This is a genomic window from Pseudoalteromonas sp. NZS11 (genome assembly GCF_015864765.1).
Classification (GTDB): Bacteria; Pseudomonadota; Gammaproteobacteria; order Enterobacterales; family Alteromonadaceae; genus Pseudoalteromonas; species Pseudoalteromonas arctica.
In genome coordinates this window covers 98176-122580 of record NZ_JADYWP010000002.1, presented here as the reverse complement: position 1 = coordinate 122580, position 24405 = coordinate 98176, and the positions used below count along the sequence as shown (strand labels likewise).

At 39.2% G+C, this 24405-nt stretch carries 25 protein-coding genes; 14 read left to right on the top strand and 11 right to left on the bottom strand.

Going from position 1 to position 24405, the window contains the following annotated elements:
• Positions 1 to 72: 72 nt before the first annotated feature.
• Both I6E82_RS04325 and I6E82_RS04320 read right to left on the bottom strand, forming a co-directional pair.
• Positions 73 to 816 carry a zinc-dependent metalloprotease family protein gene (locus I6E82_RS04325; RefSeq protein WP_007583576.1) on the bottom strand — a complete coding sequence of 248 codons (744 nt, stop codon included), beginning with the start codon at positions 814 to 816 and terminating at the stop codon, positions 73 to 75.
• 126 nt (positions 817 to 942) lie between these two features.
• A complete protein-coding gene (locus I6E82_RS04320; RefSeq protein WP_010555212.1) occupies positions 943 to 1647 on the bottom strand; it encodes a hypothetical protein in 705 nt (234 codons plus the stop codon).
• 379 nt (positions 1648 to 2026) lie between these two features.
• Between I6E82_RS04320 and I6E82_RS04315 the strand changes: the two genes are divergently transcribed.
• Complete coding sequence (locus I6E82_RS04315; protein ID WP_197116893.1) at positions 2027 to 3184, top strand: benzoate/H(+) symporter BenE family transporter; 1158 nt, start codon at positions 2027 to 2029, stop codon at positions 3182 to 3184.
• Between the two features lie 137 nt (positions 3185 to 3321).
• Here the strand turns inward: I6E82_RS04315 and I6E82_RS04310 are convergent, their stop codons facing one another.
• The 5 genes from I6E82_RS04310 to I6E82_RS04290 form a co-directional block, all read right to left on the bottom strand.
• Positions 3322 to 4371 carry a DUF2955 domain-containing protein gene (locus I6E82_RS04310; RefSeq protein ID WP_007583570.1) on the bottom strand — a complete coding sequence of 350 codons (1050 nt, stop codon included), beginning with the start codon at positions 4369 to 4371 and terminating at the stop codon, positions 3322 to 3324.
• Between the two features lie 10 nt (positions 4372 to 4381).
• Positions 4382 to 5446: an HlyD family secretion protein gene (locus I6E82_RS04305; protein WP_165726410.1), complete on the bottom strand. Its 1065-nt coding sequence runs from the start codon at positions 5444 to 5446 to the stop codon at positions 4382 to 4384.
• 8 nt (positions 5447 to 5454) lie between these two features.
• Positions 5455 to 5922, bottom strand: coding sequence for a MarR family transcriptional regulator (locus tag I6E82_RS04300; protein WP_007583567.1), 468 nt, complete (start codon positions 5920 to 5922; stop codon positions 5455 to 5457).
• A 134-nt stretch (positions 5923 to 6056) separates the two neighbouring features.
• Complete coding sequence (locus I6E82_RS04295) at positions 6057 to 6941, bottom strand: spermidine synthase (protein WP_121953523.1); 885 nt, start codon at positions 6939 to 6941, stop codon at positions 6057 to 6059.
• A complete protein-coding gene (locus I6E82_RS04290) occupies positions 6934 to 7557 on the bottom strand; it encodes a fused MFS/spermidine synthase (protein WP_010555216.1) in 624 nt (207 codons plus the stop codon). Before I6E82_RS04290 ends, I6E82_RS04295 begins: the two co-directional genes overlap by 8 nt.
• 540 nt (positions 7558 to 8097) lie before the next feature.
• Here I6E82_RS04290 and I6E82_RS04285 point away from each other — a divergent pair.
• The 11 genes from I6E82_RS04285 (at position 8098) to I6E82_RS04235 (ending at position 16573) form a co-directional block, all read left to right on the top strand.
• On the top strand, positions 8098 to 8751 hold the full coding sequence (locus I6E82_RS04285; protein WP_197116891.1) for a thermostable hemolysin: 654 nt from the start codon (positions 8098 to 8100) through the stop codon (positions 8749 to 8751).
• Positions 8748 to 10217 (top strand): AMP-binding protein, encoded by a 1470-nt coding sequence (locus I6E82_RS04280; protein ID WP_197116889.1) that lies wholly within the window; start codon positions 8748 to 8750, stop codon positions 10215 to 10217. Before I6E82_RS04285 ends, I6E82_RS04280 begins: the two co-directional genes overlap by 4 nt.
• Complete coding sequence (locus tag I6E82_RS04275) at positions 10210 to 10899, top strand: TenA family transcriptional regulator (RefSeq protein ID WP_197116887.1); 690 nt, start codon at positions 10210 to 10212, stop codon at positions 10897 to 10899. Before I6E82_RS04280 ends, I6E82_RS04275 begins: the two co-directional genes overlap by 8 nt.
• Positions 10896 to 11666, top strand: coding sequence for an SDR family oxidoreductase (locus I6E82_RS04270; protein WP_197116885.1), 771 nt, complete (start codon positions 10896 to 10898; stop codon positions 11664 to 11666). The genes I6E82_RS04275 and I6E82_RS04270 overlap by 4 nt, the downstream gene beginning before the upstream one ends.
• A gap of 21 nt (positions 11667 to 11687) precedes the next feature.
• On the top strand, positions 11688 to 12335 hold the full coding sequence (locus I6E82_RS04265; RefSeq protein WP_197116883.1) for a tetratricopeptide repeat protein: 648 nt from the start codon (positions 11688 to 11690) through the stop codon (positions 12333 to 12335).
• A 7-nt stretch (positions 12336 to 12342) separates the two neighbouring features.
• Positions 12343 to 13002, top strand: a complete 660-nt coding sequence (locus I6E82_RS04260) for a response regulator (protein ID WP_007376647.1) — start codon at positions 12343 to 12345, stop codon at positions 13000 to 13002.
• Between the two features lie 26 nt (positions 13003 to 13028).
• Positions 13029 to 14342, top strand: coding sequence for an ATP-binding protein (locus I6E82_RS04255; RefSeq protein WP_024607816.1), 1314 nt, complete (start codon positions 13029 to 13031; stop codon positions 14340 to 14342).
• Positions 14335 to 14688 carry a cupredoxin domain-containing protein gene (locus I6E82_RS04250; RefSeq protein WP_024591521.1) on the top strand — a complete coding sequence of 118 codons (354 nt, stop codon included), beginning with the start codon at positions 14335 to 14337 and terminating at the stop codon, positions 14686 to 14688. The genes I6E82_RS04255 and I6E82_RS04250 overlap by 8 nt, the downstream gene beginning before the upstream one ends.
• Entirely contained in the window at positions 14675 to 15415 is a 741-nt protein-coding gene (locus I6E82_RS04245; protein WP_101216026.1) for an iron transporter, read from the top strand. Before I6E82_RS04250 ends, I6E82_RS04245 begins: the two co-directional genes overlap by 14 nt.
• Complete coding sequence (locus tag I6E82_RS04240; protein ID WP_024607818.1) at positions 15412 to 16128, top strand: hypothetical protein; 717 nt, start codon at positions 15412 to 15414, stop codon at positions 16126 to 16128. The genes I6E82_RS04245 and I6E82_RS04240 overlap by 4 nt, the downstream gene beginning before the upstream one ends.
• 235 nt (positions 16129 to 16363) lie before the next feature.
• Complete coding sequence (locus I6E82_RS04235) at positions 16364 to 16573, top strand: cold-shock protein (protein WP_002959120.1); 210 nt, start codon at positions 16364 to 16366, stop codon at positions 16571 to 16573.
• A gap of 838 nt (positions 16574 to 17411) precedes the next feature.
• On the opposite strand, the gene I6E82_RS04230 is transcribed toward I6E82_RS04235, so the two are convergent.
• The 3 genes from I6E82_RS04230 to udk all read right to left on the bottom strand — a co-directional run bounded on the left by I6E82_RS04230 (position 17412) and on the right by udk (position 20307).
• Positions 17412 to 18122: a substrate-binding periplasmic protein gene (locus I6E82_RS04230; RefSeq protein WP_197116881.1), complete on the bottom strand. Its 711-nt coding sequence runs from the start codon at positions 18120 to 18122 to the stop codon at positions 17412 to 17414.
• Positions 18123 to 18430: 308 nt separating this feature from the next.
• Positions 18431 to 19657, bottom strand: a complete 1227-nt coding sequence (locus I6E82_RS04225) for a NupC/NupG family nucleoside CNT transporter (protein ID WP_007583535.1) — start codon at positions 19655 to 19657, stop codon at positions 18431 to 18433.
• A 17-nt stretch (positions 19658 to 19674) separates the two neighbouring features.
• Positions 19675 to 20307, bottom strand: a complete 633-nt coding sequence (udk, locus tag I6E82_RS04220) for a uridine kinase (protein ID WP_007583533.1) — start codon at positions 20305 to 20307, stop codon at positions 19675 to 19677.
• Between the two features lie 192 nt (positions 20308 to 20499).
• On the opposite strand from udk, the gene I6E82_RS04215 reads away from it, so the two are divergent.
• Both I6E82_RS04215 and deoD read left to right on the top strand, forming a co-directional pair.
• Positions 20500 to 21732 (top strand): phosphopentomutase, encoded by a 1233-nt coding sequence (locus I6E82_RS04215; RefSeq protein WP_010555228.1) that lies wholly within the window; start codon positions 20500 to 20502, stop codon positions 21730 to 21732.
• Entirely contained in the window at positions 21732 to 22436 is a 705-nt protein-coding gene (deoD, locus tag I6E82_RS04210) for a purine-nucleoside phosphorylase (RefSeq protein ID WP_002959109.1), read from the top strand. Before I6E82_RS04215 ends, deoD begins: the two co-directional genes overlap by 1 nt.
• An 802-nt stretch (positions 22437 to 23238) precedes the next feature.
• Here deoD and I6E82_RS04205 read toward each other — a convergent pair.
• On the bottom strand, positions 23239 to 24129 hold the full coding sequence (locus I6E82_RS04205; protein ID WP_007583526.1) for a tetratricopeptide repeat protein: 891 nt from the start codon (positions 24127 to 24129) through the stop codon (positions 23239 to 23241).
• Positions 24130 to 24405 lie beyond the last annotated feature (276 nt).

The following is a 24405-nucleotide window of genomic DNA, read 5'->3' as shown; positions in this document are numbered from 1 at the left end:
TAAGCGCTCTGCAGGGAAGAACATGTTAAAACTTTAAAGTGGGCTATTTAGCCCACTTTTTTATTGGGCAGCTTATTTAAAGTTAGCAATACTTGTTTTTGTAGCAGTAACTGTGCGAATTGCATGCGCTTGGTTTGTAATACCAAATGCAATACCGTTTACGCTCCAGCCAGGGTTAGAGAAGTAATCGTACTGAGTTGCGCTACCGTAAACGTGCGGGTAAGCCATAATACTTGCAAATTCATTTTGTACGCCATGACCCATGCCATCTACATATACACCGCCAGACGTGTCACCTTGTTTGCGTGAATGCGCTAAACCTTGGTTATGACCAAGTTCGTGTACAAATGTAGTTGCACCACAATCAATTGCAGTGATTGAGTACATACGGCTGCTCATTGAGCTGTATAGATTGCCATTAGTGCCTTGGCCAACCCATGCTAAACCACATGAAATAAGCCCATTGCCAGCACTTTGACCAGTACCTAATACGGCAATCATGTCGGCTTTCCAATCGCTGCGTAAACCATCTACGTAGCTGCTATTTGTAACCGAATCTAACCAATCCTCAGACGGCGTTACTGCATAGTCACCTAGGTTTTGTTTGCCAGCTAAGCGTAGTGTTATATCAACGCCATTTTGGCTATATACCTGATTACTAAAAGCAATTAGTTGATTTATTTTAGTGTCAATATTGCTAGTTGCAGCAGCTGATTGGTCGGTATATAAAATACCGATATCGATTGTTTCTGCTTGTGCAACACTTGCTGCACATAATGCCGCAGCCAGTGCGGTTGTTGTGATTACTTTTTTCATTATTGTATTTCCTTACTCTTGTTGTGGTTGGAACTTGTTTTTAACTTGGTTGATCTCATAAAAAGCAGACACACTAAAGCTGCCCTATAGTGCGGCTTTAGTTGTTTTTTATATTTTGATTATTGGTTAGCCATCAATTTTTGGTGCAAATATATCGATGCTTTTATCTGATTTGGGTTTTGGTGCGGTTACATCATGCTCTATGTGGCTTTTATATAAATCGCGTTTTGCTGCAATCCATCCGTACTTACCTTTACTTTCGAATACATAATTGCCAGAAGGCGCAGTAAATTGACCATATACGGCATCTTTACCTACCGTTAAAACGGTATTATGCATGCGACCGTCAACACCCACTATTTTGCCAAATATGCTCTTATCGCCATTTTCAGACTCAACCACATTAGTCACTTCTGCGGTGAATGTTTCGGCTGTTTGCGGAATAGCTAAATCAAAATTTTCGCCAGTTTCTAAAGCCTGTAAAGAATTCAAATCAAACTCAATGTAGGCTTCGTTATGTAAGTCGGTAGGTAAAACTTTTGCGTTTATAAGCACTTGCTTTGCTTTGTCGGATAGGCGATTTACGGCATCAAATTCTTCAAACGGTAAGCTGTTGTCAGGGGCAACAATAGGTTTAACGGTAATTGGATCTTTACTCATATCAATAGGTGCAGGGGGATGTGTATTGCGCGTTTTTTGTAAATCAATAGGAACAAAATCAATAGCAACAGGCGCGATAGGTTCGCCCGTTTCATCTGCATTAAAAAATAGCCCATAAACTGCAAATGCCGATAATGGTATAGCAATTAGTAAGACGACAGATCTCTTCATTTGTTTCTCTTTTAGTGTTTTTGGTTAACTGTTTGTTACGTTTTATATTATTAAATGGATTAGATCAAGATAATAAATGTAACCGAAAAGAATTAATTCTAAATTTCATAATCCCTTATAAAATATAAGGATATTTATTTTTGGTATGTTTTTCACTCTTTTTAGTATTGGTTTTTTGTAGGGTTTATGCGGCCTTTGGCGCGTTTGTGGGTACTTGTTTGTTTAGTTAAATACAATGGTTAAAAGTGACTTTTTGACGTTAATTACAATGAAAAATAAAAAGTGAATTTTTTTCACTCTTTGTAAACTAATCGCTAATTGCAATGCACTTATCGGGCACGTATGTTGTGTGCTGCATAAATGGCATTACGAGGGATTTATGAAGGTGTCTGATCAGTTGCTTAACCGAATTACAGCAGGACTTGTGGCTGTAATTATTGGTTTTTCGAGTTCTATTGCATTGATTTATCAGGTGGTGATAACCCTTGGAGGCACGCCCGATTTAGTAGCTAGTTGGATTTTAATGCTTGGTTTAGTGATGGGCACAACGTCAATAGGTTTGTCGTACTATTACAAAGTGCCTGTTTTAATTGCGTGGTCTACCACGGGGGCTGCATTACTGATTTCAAGTGCACAAGGGTATAACTTAAACGAGGCTATTGGCGCGTTCATGCTCAGTGCATTGCTCGTTTTTTTGTCGGGGGTGACGGGCTGGTTTGAAAAAATAATGAACCGTATTCCAAGTGAGCTTGCGTGCGCCATGTTGGCCGGCGTACTTGTTACCTTTGGTATTGATGTTTTTAATTTTATGAACGACATGCCTTTAGTGATTGGCTTAATGGTTGTTATGTACTTTATTGGTAAACGCTTTTTTGCCCGCTTTGCTATGTTAAGTGTGCTTATTATAGGTGTACTACTCGCTTGGCAAATGGGCCATATTGATACCAGCGCACTGCACTGGAAAATGAGCGAATTTGCTTATATTGAACCCGTTTTTCACTTGCAAGCATGCATTAGCATAGGTTTACCACTTTATATAGTTACCATGACCTCGCAAAATTTACCGGGTATTGCTGTTTTAAAAGCGCACAAATATAAAGCGCCTATATCTGCGTCTCTTAATGTGACTGGTTTTGTAAATATGCTTACCGCCCCGTTTGGAGCTTATTCTATTAATTTAGCCGCTATTACTGCTGCTATTTGTATGAGTGATGAAGCGGATGAAAATCATGACAAACGTTATTGGGCAAGTATTGCCGGTGGCGCATTTTATATTTTAATGGCGCTGTGCGCGGCTACATTAGTCGGGTTGGTGGCAAGTTTACCGCAGGCACTTATTTTAGCTTTGGCGGGCATTGCGCTATTTGGCACCATTGCTAATAGTTTGCAGCAAGCCCTTAGTAGTACTAAATATACGGAGGCCGCAATTGTTACTTTTTTAGTAACAGCATCTAACTTAACATTACTCTCAGTGGGGTCTGCCTTTTGGGGGATTATAGCAGGTATGCTTACGCTCCTTATCACCCAAAAAGACTAAAAGCTTTATTGTGTACAAAGAGCCGCTGGTGAGTATTCAAAACAAAATTATAGTTTATTTATATCATTAAAATAGCTTAACTAAGCTTATAAAAAAGGCTGTAATTGCAGCCTTTAGTTTTATAAAAAAAGATTTACCTAATCAAAAGTATGATGGCGAGTTACACTAAACCGATTAAGTATATGGTGCATAATATACACAACGCACAGACTTAATATTATAGCCACCGATACCGAGCTAAACCGGTACATTGCGCTATAAACAAGATCTTGGCCTGGTCCGAGTGAGTTCCCAAATAAAATACCAAACGTAGTCAACACACCAAAACCAATACCAGGTATGCCTCCGCCTAAAATATGAAAACGCGCAAAAAGAAACGAAAGTATCCATAAAATAGCCATCGGAAAAAGTAAAAAATCAGAGTGACTATACAAAAATAGTTGCGATAGTAACGCTGCATTACACCCTATAAGCGTTCCAATTGCTCGCTGCCAACCAGCCATACCTGCGGCTTTCCAGCACAATGAAAACAAAATAAGCACAGAAGCTGCCTGCGCAGATATTGAGTCTTGTAAATCAAGAACCTGAAAAACCACAAAAGAGAGCGTAGCCACGGTTGAGCATAACAATACCTCATGGCGAATACTTTCTTTTGCTTTAGCTGGCATTACTCGCCCGGGCCTTGCGGTTACATCAGGAAATAGGCCATGCATTAATGCTCCAATAACAACGGTTAAAAATATAGCCAAACCATTAGTTAAAATTAACGGATAAATACTACTTCCTTCATCAACATAGCTCGAAAAATGTAGCTGAATAGAAAGGCTGATCACGCCTAAAGCGCCAAATAAAAAGGCACTACCGCTACTCATTTGGTAAAATAAAAAGCAAAAAACACCAAACACTAACAATGTCATAACGACTGGCAAGTGAGAAAATAATCCCTGCATTATCAGCACTATAAGCGCGCTAAATGCAGCAGATGCTATAAATTGATTTATAAGCCCACGACTTAACGTAGGTACCATGCCCAATATCAACATAGGATAAACGGTAAAAAATATACCATTAGGCCAGTTCATTAATTTACTAATAGTAAAGCCAAGGGTGCATCCACCTGCAATGCGTAGTGCTTGGCGAAGGCCATTAGAGTCTAATTGTGGGCCTTGGCTAACAATTTGAGTCATAAAGCCTCCATTAATAAATGTAGTGTAACCAGCTAATAAATCTAATTTGTGCAGAGCCAAACCATTGCCCAATTGTCGATTCGGGTAATAATTGTACTGTTGCACGTGACCCGCTTGGCATGTCCGCTATTAAGTCTTGATGATTTACGAGCTTTAAATGAATACGTTGACGCTGTGCATCGCGTACCCAACGATTGCTGGTTTCTGTTGTACTTAGTAAACCATTTGCACTAAGTTGACCGTTGCTAACGCCTGCTTCAAATGTTTCTAGTATTGCGTCGTAAACTTCACCTGGGCGGCTATCAAATACGACGCGCGCTTGAGTGCCTTGCTTCATATTTGAGAGTGACTTTTCTCTAAAGTCGGCAACTAAATCGGCTTTTTTAGCGACAATAGCTAATAATGGGCTACCTGCAACTGCGTATGCGCCGTCTAATAATTGTAAGTTAGCAACTACGCCGTCACTTAGTGCACGTACTTGCGTGTAGGATAAATTTAACTCAGCCTGCGCTAACTGGTTAGCAGCATGACGCATAGCTAAGTTTTTATTACCTGAGTCACCTCTAGCTAAAACTGCTTCAGCTAACTGCGCTTCTAGGGCCGCAACATTTGCTTTACTGGCTTCAAAATTAGCACGAATACTTTCAAGCTCTTGCTCCGATATAGACTTTTGAGTATAGAGTTTTTCGCCTCTGCTTTTTAATAGCTTTTGCTCATGCTGCTTAGCATTTGCAGCACTAATTTGTGCTTCAAGGGCTTTAACATTGGTATCAAGACGCTTGTTTTGTAATTTGGCATCATCAAGCGCGAGTTGAGCTTGCTCTTTGGCTAAATTATATGGGCCTTCATCGATACTAAATAATATATCGCCCGCTTTAACTGGTTGGTTATTATTAACTTGCACACTAGTGACTCGGCCACTAATTTGCGGTGATATTTGCACAACAGGGTGGTATACACGTGCCTGTGGTGTCACAGGCAAAACCATATCGGCCACTAAATAGTAAATAAATACTAAGATAAACCCTATGAGAGAAAACCTTACATAGCGTGCAAACTTTTGATCCGGTGTCATTTTTAGCCTTACTTATTAACTTGAATACATTTAAGGGCGTTTTGCTCTATTTTGATCAAACCAAATGCAATGGCATCTAGCTGCTCAACAGATAAACCGCTGTATAACTGATTTTTTATATCGGAAATGGTCTCTTGCAATGAATGTAAAATGGCATCACTTTGCTCAGTAAAATAGAGTCTTTTACTGCGCTTATCATGTTTGTCTACACGGCGAACGATTAACGATTGCTCCTCTAATTGCTTAAGCGTGCGAGTCAGTGAAGGCATTTCTATCCCTAAGCTATTAGCAAGTTCAAGTTGTGTTAGTCCCTCACCACGCATATTTATATGCATTAGTGCAGTCCAGCGCGACTGAGTAAGCCCCAAAGGCTCAACAGCAATGGTTACTGCTTCGCGGCATAAGCGATGAACTCGGCCCATATTACCGATAACTGTTAAATCGAGCGTCTCGTGAAAAGGTTTTTGTGTAGGCATAGCCATCCCAACATAGTTAGCAAGCTAACTATTTTATCATTACTTAGCTTGCTAAGTAAATATGTGTAAGTACGGGAAGTGGCAAAATATTTGCTAAACCTCACCTGTAAAAAAATGGTGAGGTTTAGGGGATTTTAAAAGTTAAGTAAATTAGCTGGGGAGTATTGATCGGTAAGTACTTTTGTATCTGCTGGCCAATCTTGGCCGTCTTTAGTAAAGTGCATAAGTTGGCTAATCGCTTTTATATCTACACCGTATTTTACTAATTTAGGGGCGAGAGCATTAACACGCGTGTTAATTTGCGCTTCGCTCGGTATTGATTTAAGCCCCGCTAAAATAATACGGTTGCTGCGATTTTCGCGGCTTACATTTATAAAGTCGCCAAATACAGCGTGGTAAGTTGCCGACTCATGCTCATAAAGTTTACTACTTGAAAACGTATTTGCGGCAATAACGCCACCATCGGCCAATACGCTTTGCACTTCTTCAAAAAACTCTTTAGTGAGCAAATGCTCCGGAATATAGTCGCCGTTAAATGCATCTAAAATAATCCAATCGTACTTTTGCTTTTTAATAGCGGCGCGTTTTATAAAAATACGGCCATCTTGCACGCTTGATGTCACTAAGTCATTTTCTATAAAGTTAAAGTAATCGCGTGCAACTTTAGTTACTGCAGGATCTATTTCAACATTATGAATATTTGCAGTGGGGTATAGCTCATGAATAACATTAGAAAGCGTACCGCCACCTAATCCTATAATAAGTACACTTTTAGGGTTGTCGGTTACTAAAAGGCTCGCAAACGTCAATTTTGTGTAATTAAAAACAAGTTTGTCGGGATTGCTTTTATACATGCAACTTTGGCTTGTTTGGCTACTTTTAGTATTAAATTTAAGGCAACGTAAGTCGCTCGTTTCTTCAACAATAATATTGCGATAAAGCGAGCGTTCTTCATGAATAACGTTACTAAACGCAGAACCTGAAAACACAATTAATGGCAGTAGCAAATATTTAAGCATGAGCAAGCCCCTTATTATTAGCCAAGGTATTAATAGCAATCGCTACTAAACCCAGTGACCCAAGCGTTAAAGCAAAAGCGCTAATAATTGTATTCACGTCAAACGCGAGTACAAAGTAAAAAGAGGTAATTATAGTACCCAGGGCACTGCCAAGCGTACTTACAAAGTATAAACGCCCAGCCACTTGGCCGCTTTTATCGCTATCTGTTACCAGTAAGCGCACAGAGTAGGGCGAGATCATGCCTAAAATAACGGTAGGTATAAAAAATAAAGCAGTTGACGCTAAGAGTGAGCCGTAGCGGCTATCTTCAATATGGGTAAATATAAATTCCATTATAGGCTGCGAAAATAATGTAATAGGCACAACCATAATGCTGGCAATTAAAAATATTAGACCATATTTGGTAAGGGATGCATTTTTAGTGCTGAGTTTACCACCAAGTAAATACCCAAAAGATAAACTAAGCATAAACACAGTAATTATACTGCCCCAAATATGCACGCTACTGCCAAAAAAGGGGGCAAGAATTCTCCCACCTAAAAGCTCAATGCCCATTATGCAAAAGCCGCTGCAAAAAGCTAAAAAGTAAATTAACGCGTTTGTTTTTATGCTCATGTAATTATCGTTATGTAACTTAAGTAGAACACTATACTAACGTGATGCATACAAAGCTGCTAGGGCCTGTTGACCTTTCAGGATTAAAATTTGTTCTAACTAGGGGCGATTTAATCGCGGCGTGAGGTTTGTAACCTAGTGGGCTAAGTAAAAACCGAGCAACAAAGAGTTAATCGTCCCTAGAAAGAACCCAGAGGGCAGCGCATGTTTGGTATTTATGCTGCGTTATCGCCCATTAATGGGGAATAACCACACTACATGGGCTCTGCCTTGCCTAAAAACCAAACATGCTGCTGCAAATTTAACCTCGAAAGATAAATAGGCCCTAGGGTAATGATTAACCTAAGTTTAATTTAAAAAAGAAGCTTTGTTATAGCAATTTGTTAGTTAGTTGAATTCTGATCTATTTAGCTTGCCTAGGCCCTCGCGATTTAACACTTAAGACGCTTTTTCATTTAAATTAAGTTTCTTAAGTTTTCTTTAAGTTTCACTCGTTAAGTTTAAATCCTGAAATATAAACAGGTTTAAATGAGCGAGCTTATGCAATTAGCCCACACTTCTACATCATTAGGTTTAACACAAAATAACAGTCAGTTTATTAGTGCTCGTATTGATGATGTGCATCGAAAAAATCTCGAAAACACAGTGAAAGAAGGTTTTTTAGTTGCGTATAACGCTAAGCTTACCTCTTTTATGCCACTACTTTGCCAATACGTTACCGAGCAAGGAAAGTGCACGTTAGGGCTAAGGCAAGCAACTTCGCCATTGTTTATTGAGCAATATTTAGCATCACCCGTTGAAGATTTTTTAGATGAGAGCATTTCTCGCAATAAGATTTTTGAACTTGGTAATCTCTGCTCTACAAATCGAAGAGCAACACTTGCACATTTTATTATTGTTAACGAAGCTCTGCAAAGTGTGGGGGCAAAACATTTAGTGTTTTGTGCAACCAACAAAGTGCGTGCTTTATTGCGCTTACTTGGTGTTACGTGTACTGAAATTGCACTTGCGAGCAGTTTTGTAGTTGAGAACCCATTAAAGTGGGGCAGCTATTACGCCAACCAACCAACAGTATGCATTGTGAGCCTAGAGCAAGCTCACCAACAAGTATTAAATACCCCAATGCTTTATAGTTTGATGCAGCAAAACCACTCAAGTATTAATTCTTTGGTAAATGCATTGGTGAATGTATGAATTACTATAATACACATTCAATATCGCCATTAATTATTGCCCATAATAAAGAGCAAACACTTGAAATTAACGGTGGTGAGTTTAACCAGCAAATACAAAAAGTAGTAAAAATACTACAAAGCTTTAACGGCAAATGTGTCGCTTATAAGCTCGATAATACGCCAGCTTGGCTTGTTATTGATGCCGCTACTGCAGTTTCTAACAAAGTGGCTGTGCCAATTGCTCACTTTTTTAGTGAACAACAAACTCAATATGTACTAGCTCAATGCGGCGCTAATTTACTTATTTGCGACACGCTAAACCCTTTACTTGGGGAGCCGACTGCATCGATTACTTTATTTGAGTTTTACACATTATATATTTACGAAATCGTTGTAGCTAAACCCGTCAGTTATTTTCCAGAAACTCAAAAAGTAACGTTTACATCAGGATCGACTGGGCAACCAAAAGGCGTGTGTTTATCTGCAAATAGCCAAATGCAGGTAGCTCAATCTCTGTGCGATAAGATTAATATTAAAAAGCCTGTTCATTTATGTTTATTGCCGCTTGCTGTATTGCTTGAAAATATAGCCGGTGTGTATGCCCCCTTAAAAAGTGGCGGTACAGTGCATTTAATGCCGTTAAATGAATTAGGCTTTGTTGGAACTGTATTAAAACAACCCGCACAGCTTATAGCTGCTATTGATAAAGTTAAGCCAAATACGCTTATTTTAGTGCCTGAACTATTAGCATGCTTAGTTGCTTTTGCAGAAGATGGGTGGCAACCGCCTAGTTCGTTACAGTTTATTGCAGTAGGTGGTGCGCTTGTCAGCGAAATGCTATTAACCAAAGCGCGTAGCTTAAATTTACCGGTATACCAAGGTTATGGGCTTTCTGAGGCGGCATCTGTAGTTAGTTTAAATACGCCCACAAACGATAACCTTCACAGTGCAGGCTCTGTGTTACCTCATATTCAAACCAAAATTGAAAATGACCAGCTTTTTATAAAAGGCGATTTGTTTTTAGGTTACTTAAATCATCAACCTCACGACAAAAACCAGTGGTATGCAACCGGTGATCTAGTCGAGCAGCATCAAAATACCTTATTTATTAAAGGCCGCCTAAAAAACCTAATTATTACCAGCATGGGGCGCAATATCAGTGCCGAGTGGCCTGAATCACTATTACTTAGTCAAAGCGGTATTTTACAAGCGGTTGTGTTTGGTGAAGGTCGACCTTTTTTAACCGCCATTATTTATGCCGATTCAAAGCTAAGTAACCCAGCGTTAGCTCAATACATTAACGCAATTAATAAACAACTACCCGACTATGCACGAATTCAAAAATGGCATCGTTTAGCTGCCCCATTAAGTGTGCAACAAGGATTATTAACCACAAATAATCGTCCAAAACGAGATGCCATAAGTAAGCAGTACCATGCTGTGTTTGAGCAATTTTACCGACTTGGAGAAGTAATTAATGAGTGATTTTTTTAACACCCTTAAAGAGCAAACTAAGCAAGAGCAAAACTATCTGCTTGCAGCACCTATTATTCAGCGTGTTTTTAAAGGCGAAGCATCACTTGAAGAATACGCCTCGTTTTTAGCACAAGCGTATCACCATGTTAAACACACAGTGCCATTAATGATGTCGGTTGGTGCACGATTAACCGACAATCAAGAATGGCTACGCGAAGCCGTTGCAGAATACATTGAAGAAGAGATAGGTCATCAAGAGTGGGTACTTAATGATATTGCAGCCTGTGGTTTTGACAAAGAAACAGTACGGTGTAGTCAGCCGCAATTTGCTACCGAAATGATGGTGTCGTATGCGTACGACTCCATTACACGTAAAAATCCGTTGAGCTTTTTTGGCATGGTACATGTGCTTGAAGGCACTTCTATAGCACTTGCTGATGGTGCAGCTTCAAACATTGCAAGCGCTGTGGGCTTACCTAAAAAAGCATTTAGTTATTTAACCTCTCACGGCGCGCTTGATATAGAGCATGTAAAGTTTTTTGAAAACCTAATGAACCAAATAACAGACGAGGCGGATCAACAAGCCATACTTCATGGTGCAAAGCGCTTTTATCGTTTATACGGCGATATATTTCGTGGACTCGATGACGAACCGTTTTTTAAAGCACGTGCAAAAGGTAAATTGGCATGAGTAGCGCTTTATGTGTGTTAACCGGCGCAACAGGCGGAATAGGGCAAGCGATTGCTAAAGCCCTACATGCAAAAGGGTGGAAGTTACTGCTTGTAGGGCGAAATACGCAAGCTCTTGAAGAGCTGAGCCGTGCATGCCCAGACAGTGAAATATTTACGGGCGATTTAACCGACGATACAACACGCATTAACTTAGCAATAAAAGCCAAGCAACTCGGCGGCGTTAAGTTACTTATTAACAATGCCGGTATAAATACAATGCAAAGCTTAGAGCACACAAGTAATGAGCAAATAGATAATATGCTCATTACTAATCTGTCGGTGCCTATTAAATTATGCCAGCTATTTTTAGGGCAGTTACAGTATACCAAAGGCACCATTGTTAACGTGGGCTCATCGTTTGGCAGCATTGGTTACCCGTTTCAAACACTTTATTGCGCCAGTAAATTTGGTTTACGTGGTTTTACAGAAGCGCTCTCGCGTGAGCTTAACGGCTCAGGCGTTAAAGTGACCTATTTAGCGCCTAGAGCAACAGATACATCTATTAATAGCAGTAAAGCGCGTGCAATGAATAAAGAACTCGGTAATAAAATGGACTCGCCAGAATTAGTTGCTCAAGAGTTATTAGCACTTATAAATTCGAATCAAACAAGGCGTTTTATTGGTTTTCCTGAAAAATTATTTGCACGCATAAATGGCGCATTCCCAAGCGTTGTTGATAACGCTATTGCAAAGCAACTTCCTAAAATTAAACGTTTTTTAAGTTAACAAACACACAAGGGAAAAATTATGTATAAATTTACACTCGCATTTTATTTAGTACTAACAACTGTACTTGCAACCGCAGTACACGCAGATGAAACACAAGACTTAACCTCTATTCAACAAAATTGGGCAATTGCTAACTACGAACTTGAAGACGATACGCAAATAGACGCGTTTACGCAATTAAGTGAGCAAAGCGCGTTATTTGTTAAAAACTACCCAAGCTCGGCACAAACACATATTTGGAATGGCATTGTCTTAGCCAGCTTTGCAGGTGCAAAAGGTGGGTTGGGTGCACTTGGTTTAGCAAAAGAGGCAAAAACGTCACTCGAAAATGCACTCTCAATTGATGGCACTGCACTAAATGGCTCAGCTTACGCAAGCCTTGCAACGCTTTACAGTAAAGTACCTGGTTGGCCAATTGGTTTTGGTGATGACGACAAAGCTGAAAAATTATTTAAACAAGCGCTCGCTTTTAATCTCGAAGGCATTGATACTAATTACTTATACGGTGAATACTTGTATGACGAAGGCGATTATAAACAAGCTAAAGCACGACTACTTGTAGCACAAGCCGCGGGCATTCGTGATACTCGTGCAAAAGCAGATAAATATCGCCAACAAGCAATAAGCCAGCTATTGGTAAAAGTAGATAAAAAACTAAAAAGATAAACACATAATGCATTTATTACTCGTTGAGGACGATCATTTAGTGGCGCAAGGGCTTATTCGCTCTTTGCGTCAAGAGGGCTACAGCGTAGAGCATAGTGGCACAGTAAAACACGCCTTAGAGTGCCTTTCTAGTGGTGAAATTGAGCTTGTTATTCTCGATTTAGGATTACCTGATGGCGACGGCTCGCAGGTTTTAAAGCATATTAAAGCGCAAAAAAAAGTTATTCCGGTGGTTATTTTAACTGCTCGCGGCAGTATTGATGACAAAGTTCAAGGGCTTGACATGGGCGCTGACGATTACCTTGCAAAGCCGTTTGACCCCGCGGAGTTATTTGCTCGACTACGTGTAGCAAGTCGACGTGTTAATCAAACTCAATCTAGTTTGTTACAATACGGAGAAGTCGTAATAGACAGCTCAGCGCATACGGTGACAGTTAGTGGGAAATCACTTACATTGCCGCGTAAAGAATACATGCTTTTAAAAGCGCTGATGGAAAATCAGGGAAGGGTGCAATCAAAACAACAACTCGAAAACAAACTTTACCAATGGGGTGAAGAAGTTGGCTCTAATGCCATAGAGGTGCATATTCATCATCTTCGTAAAAAATTCCCTAGCGATTTTATTAAAACCTTACGTGGCATTGGTTACGTGGTTGGTAAGCGTTAGGGTGTGTTTATCTTTCGAGGTTGAAAATGTCTATTCGTAAACGTCTGACCTTAATTTTACTTTCAATGATGGTGCTTACTTGCTTTTTAGCATTAGTAAAAGGCTATCAAAAAAGCATGCACCACGGCGAAAACTTGCTTGATAATGAACTTAAAATAGTGGCTGGCGTTTTAATTGAACAACCATTAGCACTAAGCACAAATGCAGTACAAGTAAGCAATAATAGTGCTCAGTTGTTGTATCAAATTTGGCAAAATAATAGTTTACTTAGTGGCTCATCGAGTTTATCAAATAACCAAATTAGTTTTAGCGAGGGCTTTCAAACTGCCAATGTAGCAGGGCAGCGCATGCGAGTGTTTGTGATGAGAAAAAATACCCGTAAAGTCATCGTTGCTGAGCCTATGTCAAAGCGGTTTGAATTAGCTGAAGCCGTTATTTTATCTGCAATGTTACCTATGTTATGGGCTGTCCCTCTGCTTGCTATTTTTATAAGTTTTTTTGTTAAATACGCATTAGCCCCTCTTACCCGACTATCTAAGCAGTTGGCTACTCGCCAAGCAAACGACTTTACGCCAATTAACTGGCAGGTAACCGACGAAGAAATTAAACCTGTTATTAATCGTTTAAACGATTTATTTAAACGAGTAGAAACCGCTTACTTACGAGAGCGCTTTTTTGCTTCAGATGCAGCTCACGAATTACGTACCCCGCTCAGTAGCTTAAAAATTAATGTACACAATTTAGCTAGTAAGCAAAGCAACTCGCAAAACCATCAAGAACTCCAAGCAATGTCACAAGGCATTAATCGCTTAAGTAATATTGTTGAACAAATGCTAATTTTAGGGCGCACTCAGCCTGAGCAATGGCAGAGGCAGTTTAGCGAGCAGTCATTGCTAGCGATTACTCAGCAAGTTGTATCGGAGCAATACGACAAAATAGACGGAAAAAATCAAACGATTAGCCTCGAAGGTGATGATTTTGTAATTAATGGTGATGAATTTACATTAACCACACTCATCGCTAATTTACTTAGCAATGCCATAAAATACACACCTGATAATGGTCAAATTATAATTAAATTAGCGTCAAGTAATAACGGCTTTAGTTGGCAAATTGATGATTCTGGTGCGGGCATGACCGAAGAGCAAAAAGACCGAATATTTAATCGCTTTTATCGCGTGGGTGGCGATCAACATCCATCAGGCGAGCAAGGTGCGGGTTTAGGTATGGCGATTGTTCAACACATAATTGCTATTTATGGCGCAAGTATTCATTTAGCGAATAGCCCTTTAGGCGGACTAACCGTTAAGGTTACTTTTACAGGAGTAAAAAGTGACTAAACGTTTATTTAATCAATGTCTTTGTTGTTTGCTATTTTTGTCGTTTAACGCGGCGAGTAAAGAGTACCTTATTATTTTAAAAGATCATTTGTTTTATCCCTCGCAAATAATTATTCCCGCAAATAAAAAAGTAAAACTATTGATAGAAAACCAAGATAGTACACCAGAAGAGTTTGATAGCTTTGATCTAAACAGAGAAAAAGTACTCTACCCAAATCGTAAAAGTATTATTTATATAGGACCGCTAAGTAAAGGGCATTACGAGTTTTTTGGTGAGTTTTCGCCAAATACAGCAAGGGGCGTTGTTATAGTTAGCGATGAAGGGGCACAGCATGCTAATAACTAGTTTAGTCATGAGCCTTAACCAATTACTACCAGTGGCTATTTTATTAGTGCTACTACAAGTAGTTAAAAAACAAAGCTCTTTAAAAATAGGCTCTGTTTTAGTAATAGGCGCGGTAATGTCGTTTTTGTACATGCAAAGTGCGTCGTGGGTGAGCCAGTGGTTTGAACACCAAGGGTTAGAGTACTCACAAATAGGGCTATGTATCACTATATTTATTGCTGTATTGGTATTTGCACTAAAGCAAAAGTCAGCGGCATTTTATATCGCAGTTATAAGCACAATAACGCTCTATTTAAGCCATTATATTATTTACCTCACCAGTTTTTGGCAAAATAATGATGCAGGGCAAAGCTTATTTATTGGCACTTTATTAGGTGTTGGAATTTGTTTAAGTTTTAGCGTATTGCTGTACTTTTTAATGAATGCAATTAAGCACCGTTTTGGTATGTATCCGCTTTTTACTTTGCTTGCTTTTAACAGCGCGGCTAAGTTATTAGTTGCACTGGATTTGGCAAGCCAAATAGATTTAATTACAAACACCTCAACGGTGTGGGATTTACGTGATTTGTTAAACGAAAACTCTGAGCTAGGCCGCGTATTGCGTGCTCTTGTTGGTTACGAGGCCACTCCTGATTTAATGAGTGTACTTATATATAGTACAAGCAGCGTGTTATTTTTATTACTTTGTTATGTTATTTCGGCTTCAATAACTAAGGAACGTGTATGAAAGCACTCAACCTATATTTAGCGCTTAGTTTTACCGCTCTTTGTTTGTTGGTATTCTCAATCCAAGTAAAGGCTGATGGTATTGTTGTTGATAAGGTATATCACCCCTATGTTTTGCCTTTTGAGCGTGAGTTTGAGTGGCGATTAGTGTCGCACCAAACAGATAGTGGCAACATACTAGCGCAGCGTTTGGGTGGCGGTGGTGCTATTAACGATACAATGGCACTGGAAGGCTATTTAGTTGGTGAGCGAGACGATAACGGCGATTTTGGTTTAGAAGCTTATGAGCTTGAGCTACGTTGGCAATTAATTGAGCAAGGTAAATTATGGGCTGATTGGGGCGCGTTATTTGAGCTTGAAAAAAAGCATAACGAAGATGTGTATGAGGCAACTTCGGGTTTTGTGATCGAAAAAGAATTTGGAAAAACAAGTCTTACGCTAAACGCTTTTTTGGTTTATGAGTGGGGGCAAGACATTAAAAACGAATGGGAAAGTGAGTTTAGAGCACAATATCGCTATCGATATCGCTCTGCTTTCCAGCCTTCTATAGAGGTTTACGTAGGTGAAGACTTTATTGGTATAGGGCCTGGCTTTATAGGTTTACAGCGCTTTGATGGGCAAAAGCAATTAAAATGGGAAGCGGGTTTCATCACTGAGATAAGCCAATCAGAAAAAAACCATAGTTTTAGGCTCGCATTAGAATTTGAATTTTAATAACAACTAAAAGTAGTTTTGGTTGTTTATTATTCTGATTATAGATAGGTACTTGACATATTATTTAAACTCTATATAGTGGGCCGCAGCTAGAAAGAAAGCATGTAAGCTATAAATCTCCATTTCGATATAAGTAATACTTGTAGTACCGTCCTGAAGTTTTTAAAGTACCATCTCATTTTTTGCTACACCCGCTCTTATGAGCATATTTTTATTTTTATTTCAGGATATTACAATGTCTAACATCGTATCAGGTACAGTTAAGTGGTTTAACGAGTCTAAAGGTTTTGGTTTCATCGAGCAAGAAAATGGCCCAGACGTTTTCGCACATTTCTCAGCAATCAAAAGCGAAGGTTTCAAAACTTTAGCTGAAGGCCAACGTGTAGAGTTTACTCTTTCACAAGGTCAAAAAGGTCCACAAGCTGATAACATCACAGCTGTATAATTTTACTTTTTAAGTAAAATGAAAAAAAGCGCTTAAGGCGCTTTTTTTGTGTCTGAAATTTGACTCAAACCAAGCAACGTCCATTATCAATGTAAATTAACTAAATGATATTGCTATTATTAAGCCCCTCCTAATATTTGTTTTTCTATTCTTCTAAGTCATTCTTCTAAACCATTACGCTAATGCAAGTGAGTTGAAGCTTGTAACTTATACCGAACATTTCTCCCTTATAATTTCAAAACAACAAATTCAAAACGACAAAGACCAGCTTGTTAGTAGTACTCTCGATATTGTAAAAGATATTTGCACAGCTATTGATATAACCTGCGAGTTTAAATTGCTTCTTTGGAAGCGTGCTTATAACTTAGTTCATAAAGACCCTCACTTAGGCATTGTTTCAATAGCGAAAACACCGAACGTGAACCTCTATTTATTGGAATTGGTATTAGTATAAATAATCAAAAAGATGCAAAGCAGTTTTCTTTAAAATTGTAAGGGGTGATATATACGAATCATAGTAAATAAAATTGGTTTTAAAGCGGGTAAAAACTTACTAATGTTTGGAGGCGAAAACAATATATGGATTTGTTTTTAAAAAGAAAAATAGATCTAATTTTGGGCTCATAATGACAATAATGCATCAGCTGGAACCTTTGACTATAAAGTGGGGAAGGTGCTGAAAGGCTGCAAAAATTACATCTTTGTGCGCTTGCTAGCAATTGCATCGCATTTAATAAGTAAGTAGTTGTGTGTGCCATAAAGCGATTTAACAAAGAATATAAAAAGTTAAAAATGAAAGATGATTTTGCCGCCTATAAGCATACTTACCTTCAATGATTTATCTTTCGTAAGGCAGCCCTTTATTTTGCTTTATTTTTAAAAATGCAGCTTGCAGTGCTTCTATTAAATGCATATCTGTTTTTTTATTTGCAGCTAAATAAGCATCAATTGTTAGCTCATCTATTTTATAAATAAACTTTAAGTGTGCTGGTTTGAGCTTTAGATAATCACTCATCTGCTGCATATATAAAGGATCGTCTACAATTAAATCTACTTTTTTAGCTAATAGTAAGGAGTATGATTTTTGAATATCAGAGGTTAAAACAACTTCAAAGCCAAGTCCCGTGAGGGTTTGTGTTGAAAAGTCATTTCGTTGCATTGCAATTTTATACACTTTTGCTTGTTCAGTATTATTTATAATAAGATCATTTCGTTCTGATAGGCCGATAAAGCCCATCTCAAATCGTCCAACTGGTCCAATCCAATAAAATTTATTTTCTCGCTCTACAGTGCGTGCAAGGCTGTATATAAAGGTGTTTTTTAACTCATCTGCAGTTTTATAAGCACGTGCCCAAGGATACATTTGAATGTTAGGTGTTAGATCAGCCTCAGCAAATATATCTCTAATAAATTGAGTACCTTCACCTGCTACCTCGCCATTAATCAATACTTGGTTTGGTGGTGCTAACTCTGTAACAACAAGCAGGGCTTCCTTTGCTTGAACATACACAGAGCAAATTAAAAAAAGAGAATAAAGAATATATTTCACAATAGCGAATCGTCATTCGGTTAGCTTAAGTAATAATAAGTGTGGCTGAAAATATGAAAAACACAAAAAATTATTTATGTGAACTTGTTACTAAGATATTGGTTTATTTGAGTTATGTATAACTATAAAGGAGGCTAGATAGATAAGTGGCTTGAAGTTTGAAGTAGGTGAGGCTAAAAAATTAAGGCCTAAAACGATAAAAGGGCCTTGCGGCCCTTGGTGAAGTATCGTTCAAGTCAGATAGAGCTTTAACCCCTTAAAGCGCTATCCTCTTGTTTTGCAACACCGGTGTTCATCTCAATAAGTTTCTAAGCTAGCGAGAGGAAAAACCCAGCAATTGCTGCGCTCATAAGGTTAGCCATAGATCCTGCTAACACTGCTCTGAGCCCTAAGCGTGCGATATCCTTCCGCCGACTAGGCGCCATACCGCCTAACCCACCTAGTAAAATGGCTATCGATGATAAGTTAGCAAACCCACATAAAGCAAAAGTAACAATTGCTTGTGTGTGCGCACTTAACGTATCGCGATAATTTATAAAGTCTAAGTAAGCAACAAACTCGTTCACTACTATCTTTTGACCAATAAAGCTGCCGGCTATAATCGCTTCATCCCATGGCACACCTAGTAACCATGCAACTGGAGCAAATACATAACCTAATATTTCTTGAAGCGTTAATGTTGGGTAATCAAACCACCCGCCAATACCGCCTAATAAACCATTTAATAGTGCAATTAGCGCTACAAAAGCGAGTAACATTGCACCTACATTAAGTGCTAAATGCATACCGTTTGCAGCACCTGATGCAGCTGCATCAATTACATTTACAGGCTTATCTTCGTCATCTAAATCTAAATCAGCTAAGTTATCTCTAGGCGTTTCAGTTTCTGGCACAATCATTTTTGCCATTAAGAAACCACCTGGTGCAGCCATAAAGCTTGCAGCAATAAGATACTTAAGATCTACGCCAATAATTACGTAACCGGCCATTACAGAGCCTGCTACAGTGGCTAAGCCACCTACCATTACTGCAAACAATTCCGACTTTGTCATCGTTGCTATAAATGGCTTAACTATTAACGGTGCTTCAGTTTGGCCTACAAAAATATTTGCAGTTGCTGAAAGCGATTCTGTGCGAGAGGTCTTCAATAATTTTTGTAAACCGCCGCCTAAAATCCTAATTATCCAATCCATAATGCCAAGGTGATATAACACAGCAACAAGCGCTGAGAAAAACACGATAACTGGCAAAACTTGAATTGCAAAAATAAAACCTAATGTGTCTTGTGAGGCGAGTGGACCAAATAAAAACCCAATACCATCATTAGCATAACCAATAACCGACGATACGGCTGATGACATGCTAGTTAACACATTTTTTCCTGCTTCGAAAAACAGAACAAAACCACCTATAACAATTTGCATCGCAAATGCTATACCAACGGTTCTTAAATTAATTGCCTTGCGATTAGTTGACGCAGCAAAGGCAATGCTTAGTAGCACACACATGCCTACTAAGCTCATAAATGTTGTCATACAAATGTTTCCCGTTGTTATTCTTGTAGTAAATATTTAATTTTACTTTTTATTATATCAATCGCAACGCGGTTCATGCCGCCTCGAGTCACAACTAAATCAGCGTTATGCTTAGAAGGCTCAATGAATTGATAAAACATCGGTCTAACAGTTGCCTGATATTGCTCAACAACAGATTGTAATGTTCTGCCTCGTTGCTCCATATCACGTTGCATACGACGCATTAAACAAATATCTAAAGGTGTGTCTATAAACACCTTAATATCAAATTCTTTATTAAGCGCTTTATCACTCAGTAGTAAAATACCTTCAACAATGAGTATTTTAGCAGCTGGCACTCGGCGTGTGGTTGCGCTACGCGTGTGCTGAGCATAATCATACGTTGGTACTTCTACTGAGTTACCACAACGAAGTTGCGTTAAATGCTCAAGCATTAATGCGTGTTCAAATGCATCTGGATGGTCGTAATTTGTTTGCGTACGATGAGCCATCGGCAAATGCGACTGATCCTTGTAATAAGCATCTTCTTCAATAATGGCGATAGCGCCTGGTTCAAGCTCATTAACCAATTCATTGTAAATTGTTTGGCTAAAAAGAGATTTGCCCGACGCTGATGCGCCTGCAATGGCTATAATAGTAGTTCGTGTCACTAAAGTTCTCATCCACACAGAAAGATATATTGTTGGTAGATCACAATAGCAAAAAAGACACGATTAATCTCTTTTGCTTCGCTCAAGGGTGCAAATTTATAATGTTTAGGTTTTATGAAACAGGACTTTTGTCCTGTACGGAAAATTCGATCAGCGGATAAAGTAACCACCTAGAATCAAAGTGAGGTCAAAATGGCAAGAGCAATTATTTTAATGGCAGATAGCCTAGGAATCGGTGCAGCACCAGATGCAGATAAATTCGGCGATCTTGGGGCTAATACATTCGCTCACTTACTAAAAGCATATTACGACGAAACAGGCAGTGCACTGTCTCTTCCTAACCTATCAAAACTTGGGTTAGTGGATGCATGTGAAGCTGCCGGTGGCGAACCGTGTTTAATTTCAGACCGCCAAGCTCCTCAAGGTGCATGGGGTTACGCTAAAGAAATCTCTAGCGGAAAAGACACGCCATCAGGTCATTGGGAAATGGCAGGCGTACCTGTGTTATTTGATTGGGGATATTTCCCAAAAACACAGCCAAGTTTCCCACAAGAATTTATAGACGAGTTTATCGCTCGTACAGGTATTCCTGGCATTTTAGGCAATTGCCATGCATCAGGAACTACCATTTTAGAACAGCTAGGTGAAGAGCACGTAAAAACAGGTAAACCAATCTGTTACACCTCAGCTGATAGCGTGTTTCAAATAGCCGCGCATGAAGAGTCATTCGGCCTAGAGAAGCTTTATCAAGTTTGCGAAATCGCACGGGCGCTACTTGATGAAATGAATATAGGACGAGTGATTGCGCGGCCATTTTTGGGTTCAAATAGCCAAGACTTTGCTCGAACGGGTAATCGTCGTGACTATTCAGTACTTCCGCCTGCACCAACATTGCTAGATGTACTAGCAAAAGACGGCGGCGAAGTAATTAGTATTGGTAAAATTTCAGATATTTACGCGCATCAGGGCATAACCCAAAAGCATAAAGCACCTGGGCTTATGAACTTGCTAGAAAAAACCAGCGAAGTAATGGAAAGCGCGCCAGATCGTAGCTTAATCTTTACTAACCTAGTTGATTTTGATGAAAAATTTGGTCATCGCCGTAATCCAGTAGGATACGCAAAAGCATTAAAAGAATTTGATGACTATTTACCAACTATACTAAATCAGTTAAAAGCAGATGACGTATTAATGATCACTGCAGATCATGGCTGTGACCCAACCTTTCCAGGTTCTGAGCACACTCGTGAATACGTACCTGTTATTGCATACCAACCAGGTATGAGTAACACACCATTAGGTGAACGCAACAGCTTTGCAGATATAGGTCAAACACTGGCACAGTGGTTTAGCTTATCTGCGCTTGATTACGGCGACAGCTTTTTAAATGAGCTAAAAACGCCAAATAAAAAGGAAAACAATTAATGAGTACTCCGCATATCAGTGCAAACGTTGGTGATTTCGCCGAAACAGTATTAATGCCAGGCGATCCGCTACGTGCGCAATATATTGCTGAAAACTTTTTAGATGATGCAGTACAAGTTACAGGCGTTCGTAACATGTACGGTTTCACTGGTACTTACAAAGGTAAGCCAGTAAGTATCATGGGTTCAGGCATGGGCATTCCATCAATGTCTATTTATGCACGTGAGCTAATTGTAAGCTTTGGCGTTAAAAATATTATACGTATTGGTACGTGTGGCGGTATTGGCACAGATATCAAAATTCGTGACGTAATTTTTGCACAAGGTGCAAGCACAGATTCAAACGTAAACCGTGCACGCGTACGTGGCTACGATTTTGCTGCTATTGCTAACTTTGACCTACTTTTAAACGGCGTAAACGCTGCTAAAGAGCTAGGAATTAAAGCAAAAGTAGGTAACGTATTTACGACAGACACATTCTATCAAGCAGATGACTCGTTCTATAAAGACTTAGACAAGTTAGGCATGCTAGCAGTAGATATGGAAACAGCAGGTTTATACGGCGTTGCAGCTGAATACGGCGCAAACGCAATGGCATTATTTACAGTAAGTGACCACGTAATCACTGGCGAAGCAACACCTGCTGATGAGCGTCAAAGCACGTTTAACGAAATGGTTAAAATTGCATTAGAGTCAATAGCTTAAATAACACATAACAGTTCCTTGGTAACGTATTCACTAAGTTTTGGAGACACGCCCAAAGTGAAGTGAGACTAAACCTCCAAAGCCGCATTTTATGCGGCTTTTTTTATGCCTGAAGAAAATGGGTAGCAGCTTCTAATTACTTATACCAATTCGCTTAATTAAGTGATCTATTTTGAGGATGGAAAAACGTGTTGATAGCTAGGCAAAAAATTCGCTATTTAGTTGTTCTAAATGAGAATTTTTTAACGCAGGTAGCGACACGTTTAGCCCCTAAAAATGATTAAGTATTATTGCGGGTTGGTATTAATTCAACCATCTAAAAACTGCGTTTTTAAACGCCTGCAAGCAGCGCGTCTACAGGTGGATTTTAGCCACCGCGTTAAGTTTTCCACGTAGGCGCAGAGCTTGCTCGCGCGAGAAGCGCAGCTTCTAATTACTTAATCACCCATCCTAAAAACTACGTTTTTAAACGCCCGCAAGCAGCGCGTCTACAAGTGAATTTTAACCACCGCGTTAAGTTTTCCACGTAGGCGCAGAGCTTGCTCGCGCGAGAAGCGCAGCTTCTAATTACTTAATCACCCATCCTAAAAACTACATTTTTAAACGCCCGCAAGCAGCGCGTCTACAGGTAAATTAAACTGCTGAGTGTAAGTTTCTCGGGTAGGCGCTAAGCTTGCTCGCGCGAGAAGCGTAGCTTCTAATTACTTAATTACACAACAAACTTTACCTTTTAAAAAAAAAAAAGGGCCAAGGCCCTTTTTTATGATGTTGCGCCTAATCATACAGGCCAAATACTGAGTGCTTAAACAACTTCACCAGCTACTATCGTATTAAAGCTGTCGTTGTCATGTAAGCTTGCAAATGCGCTCTCATGTAATAGCTCATTACGTAAATTTGGAGAGTATTCAAGTGCCATTTTAATGTCGGCTAATGCATCAGCATGCTTATGTGTTAGCGCATAAGCACATGCTCGTTGCCAATAGGCATAACCATAGACACTATCTATATCAATGGCTTGATTACACAACTCAATGGCTTGCGCTGTTTCATTTATTTCTAATAACGCATCGGCCTTATAAGCAATGGCTTCAACATCCTCTGGTTTACGTTTTAAAATCTCATCAAATATTTCAATTTTATTAGCAAAATCACTTTCTAAATTGGCGCGCATCCATAACGAATGAACCTCGTTGGTAACTGATATGCGCTCTTGGTTACTGAGTATTTCTTCTGAGCGTACGCGTAGTTTTTCTTCAAGAATTTTTAATCGGTCTTCATACTCGTCAGTAATTACACTTACACGTGTATTTACAATATCTTCTACTTTGTTTTTAACATCGCGTAGTGAGTTCCAGCCCACTAAAACCAAAATAGAAGCCGTAGCGGTAATTATAAAAAATACATTATTAATAGTATCGGTAGTGTACGTTAATGCGCGATCTGCAGTATCAAGCTGTGCATGAGTAACTTGCTTAGTTACATCCTCACGGAGTTTTTGTTGATCTTGCCTTACGGCTTTTAGCTCGTCGAGTATGTAGCGCTCCATTAGCGGTTTAAACATAGACTCTTTAAGTTGTTTGAGGGCTTGTTGCTCTTGTTGTGCTGTAGGGGCTGCTGGTTTTTGTTCAGCAGAATTTACTATGCCCGAAAAAAAAGTTAAACAAACAAAAAGTGTAGATAGGTAATAACGCATCGGTACGCCTAATTAAATTAATTACTGTAATAACTCTAACATGCAGGGCTGAATGGCACTAGGGCGCGTTGACTTTTCAGGATTAAAATTGACCTAATTTAGATAGGAGCAATAGTTGTAAGAATTTTTTAGCCCAGTGAGCTTAGCAATAATAGGGTAAAGCATGAGCATTTTGCTAATACTTAGGTGGTTTTAAGAAAAAATAGGCAAAAAAAACCAGCTCAATATGAGCTGGCAAAAACTGCTTAAAACAACAATATGTCGTAGGGATTCACA

Excerpts from the sequence above, each read along its gene's own strand:
- I6E82_RS04325 (WP_007583576.1), bottom strand. The coding sequence starts at position 816 with ATGAAAAAAGTAATCACAACAACCGCACTGGCTGCGGCATTATGTGCA.
- I6E82_RS04320 (WP_010555212.1), bottom strand. The coding sequence starts at position 1,647 with ATGAAGAGATCTGTCGTCTTACTAATTGCTATACCATTATCGGCATTT.
- I6E82_RS04315 (WP_197116893.1), top strand. The coding sequence starts at position 2,027 with ATGAAGGTGTCTGATCAGTTGCTTAACCGAATTACAGCAGGACTTGTG.
- I6E82_RS04310 (WP_007583570.1), bottom strand. The coding sequence starts at position 4,371 with ATGACTCAAATTGTTAGCCAAGGCCCACAATTAGACTCTAATGGCCTT.
- I6E82_RS04305 (WP_165726410.1), bottom strand. The coding sequence starts at position 5,446 with ATGACACCGGATCAAAAGTTTGCACGCTATGTAAGGTTTTCTCTCATA.
- I6E82_RS04300 (WP_007583567.1), bottom strand. The coding sequence starts at position 5,922 with ATGCCTACACAAAAACCTTTTCACGAGACGCTCGATTTAACAGTTATC.
- I6E82_RS04295 (WP_121953523.1), bottom strand. The coding sequence starts at position 6,941 with ATGCTTAAATATTTGCTACTGCCATTAATTGTGTTTTCAGGTTCTGCG.
- I6E82_RS04290 (WP_010555216.1), bottom strand. The coding sequence starts at position 7,557 with ATGAGCATAAAAACAAACGCGTTAATTTACTTTTTAGCTTTTTGCAGC.
- I6E82_RS04285 (WP_197116891.1), top strand. The coding sequence starts at position 8,098 with ATGCAATTAGCCCACACTTCTACATCATTAGGTTTAACACAAAATAAC.
- I6E82_RS04280 (WP_197116889.1), top strand. The coding sequence starts at position 8,748 with ATGAATTACTATAATACACATTCAATATCGCCATTAATTATTGCCCAT.
- I6E82_RS04275 (WP_197116887.1), top strand. The coding sequence starts at position 10,210 with ATGAGTGATTTTTTTAACACCCTTAAAGAGCAAACTAAGCAAGAGCAA.
- I6E82_RS04270 (WP_197116885.1), top strand. The coding sequence starts at position 10,896 with ATGAGTAGCGCTTTATGTGTGTTAACCGGCGCAACAGGCGGAATAGGG.
- I6E82_RS04265 (WP_197116883.1), top strand. The coding sequence starts at position 11,688 with ATGTATAAATTTACACTCGCATTTTATTTAGTACTAACAACTGTACTT.
- I6E82_RS04260 (WP_007376647.1), top strand. The coding sequence starts at position 12,343 with ATGCATTTATTACTCGTTGAGGACGATCATTTAGTGGCGCAAGGGCTT.
- I6E82_RS04255 (WP_024607816.1), top strand. The coding sequence starts at position 13,029 with ATGTCTATTCGTAAACGTCTGACCTTAATTTTACTTTCAATGATGGTG.
- I6E82_RS04245 (WP_101216026.1), top strand. The coding sequence starts at position 14,675 with ATGCTAATAACTAGTTTAGTCATGAGCCTTAACCAATTACTACCAGTG.
- I6E82_RS04240 (WP_024607818.1), top strand. The coding sequence starts at position 15,412 with ATGAAAGCACTCAACCTATATTTAGCGCTTAGTTTTACCGCTCTTTGT.
- I6E82_RS04235 (WP_002959120.1), top strand. The coding sequence starts at position 16,364 with ATGTCTAACATCGTATCAGGTACAGTTAAGTGGTTTAACGAGTCTAAA.
- I6E82_RS04225 (WP_007583535.1), bottom strand. The coding sequence starts at position 19,657 with ATGACAACATTTATGAGCTTAGTAGGCATGTGTGTGCTACTAAGCATT.
- I6E82_RS04215 (WP_010555228.1), top strand. The coding sequence starts at position 20,500 with ATGGCAAGAGCAATTATTTTAATGGCAGATAGCCTAGGAATCGGTGCA.
- deoD (WP_002959109.1), top strand. The coding sequence starts at position 21,732 with ATGAGTACTCCGCATATCAGTGCAAACGTTGGTGATTTCGCCGAAACA.
- I6E82_RS04205 (WP_007583526.1), bottom strand. The coding sequence starts at position 24,129 with ATGCGTTATTACCTATCTACACTTTTTGTTTGTTTAACTTTTTTTTCG.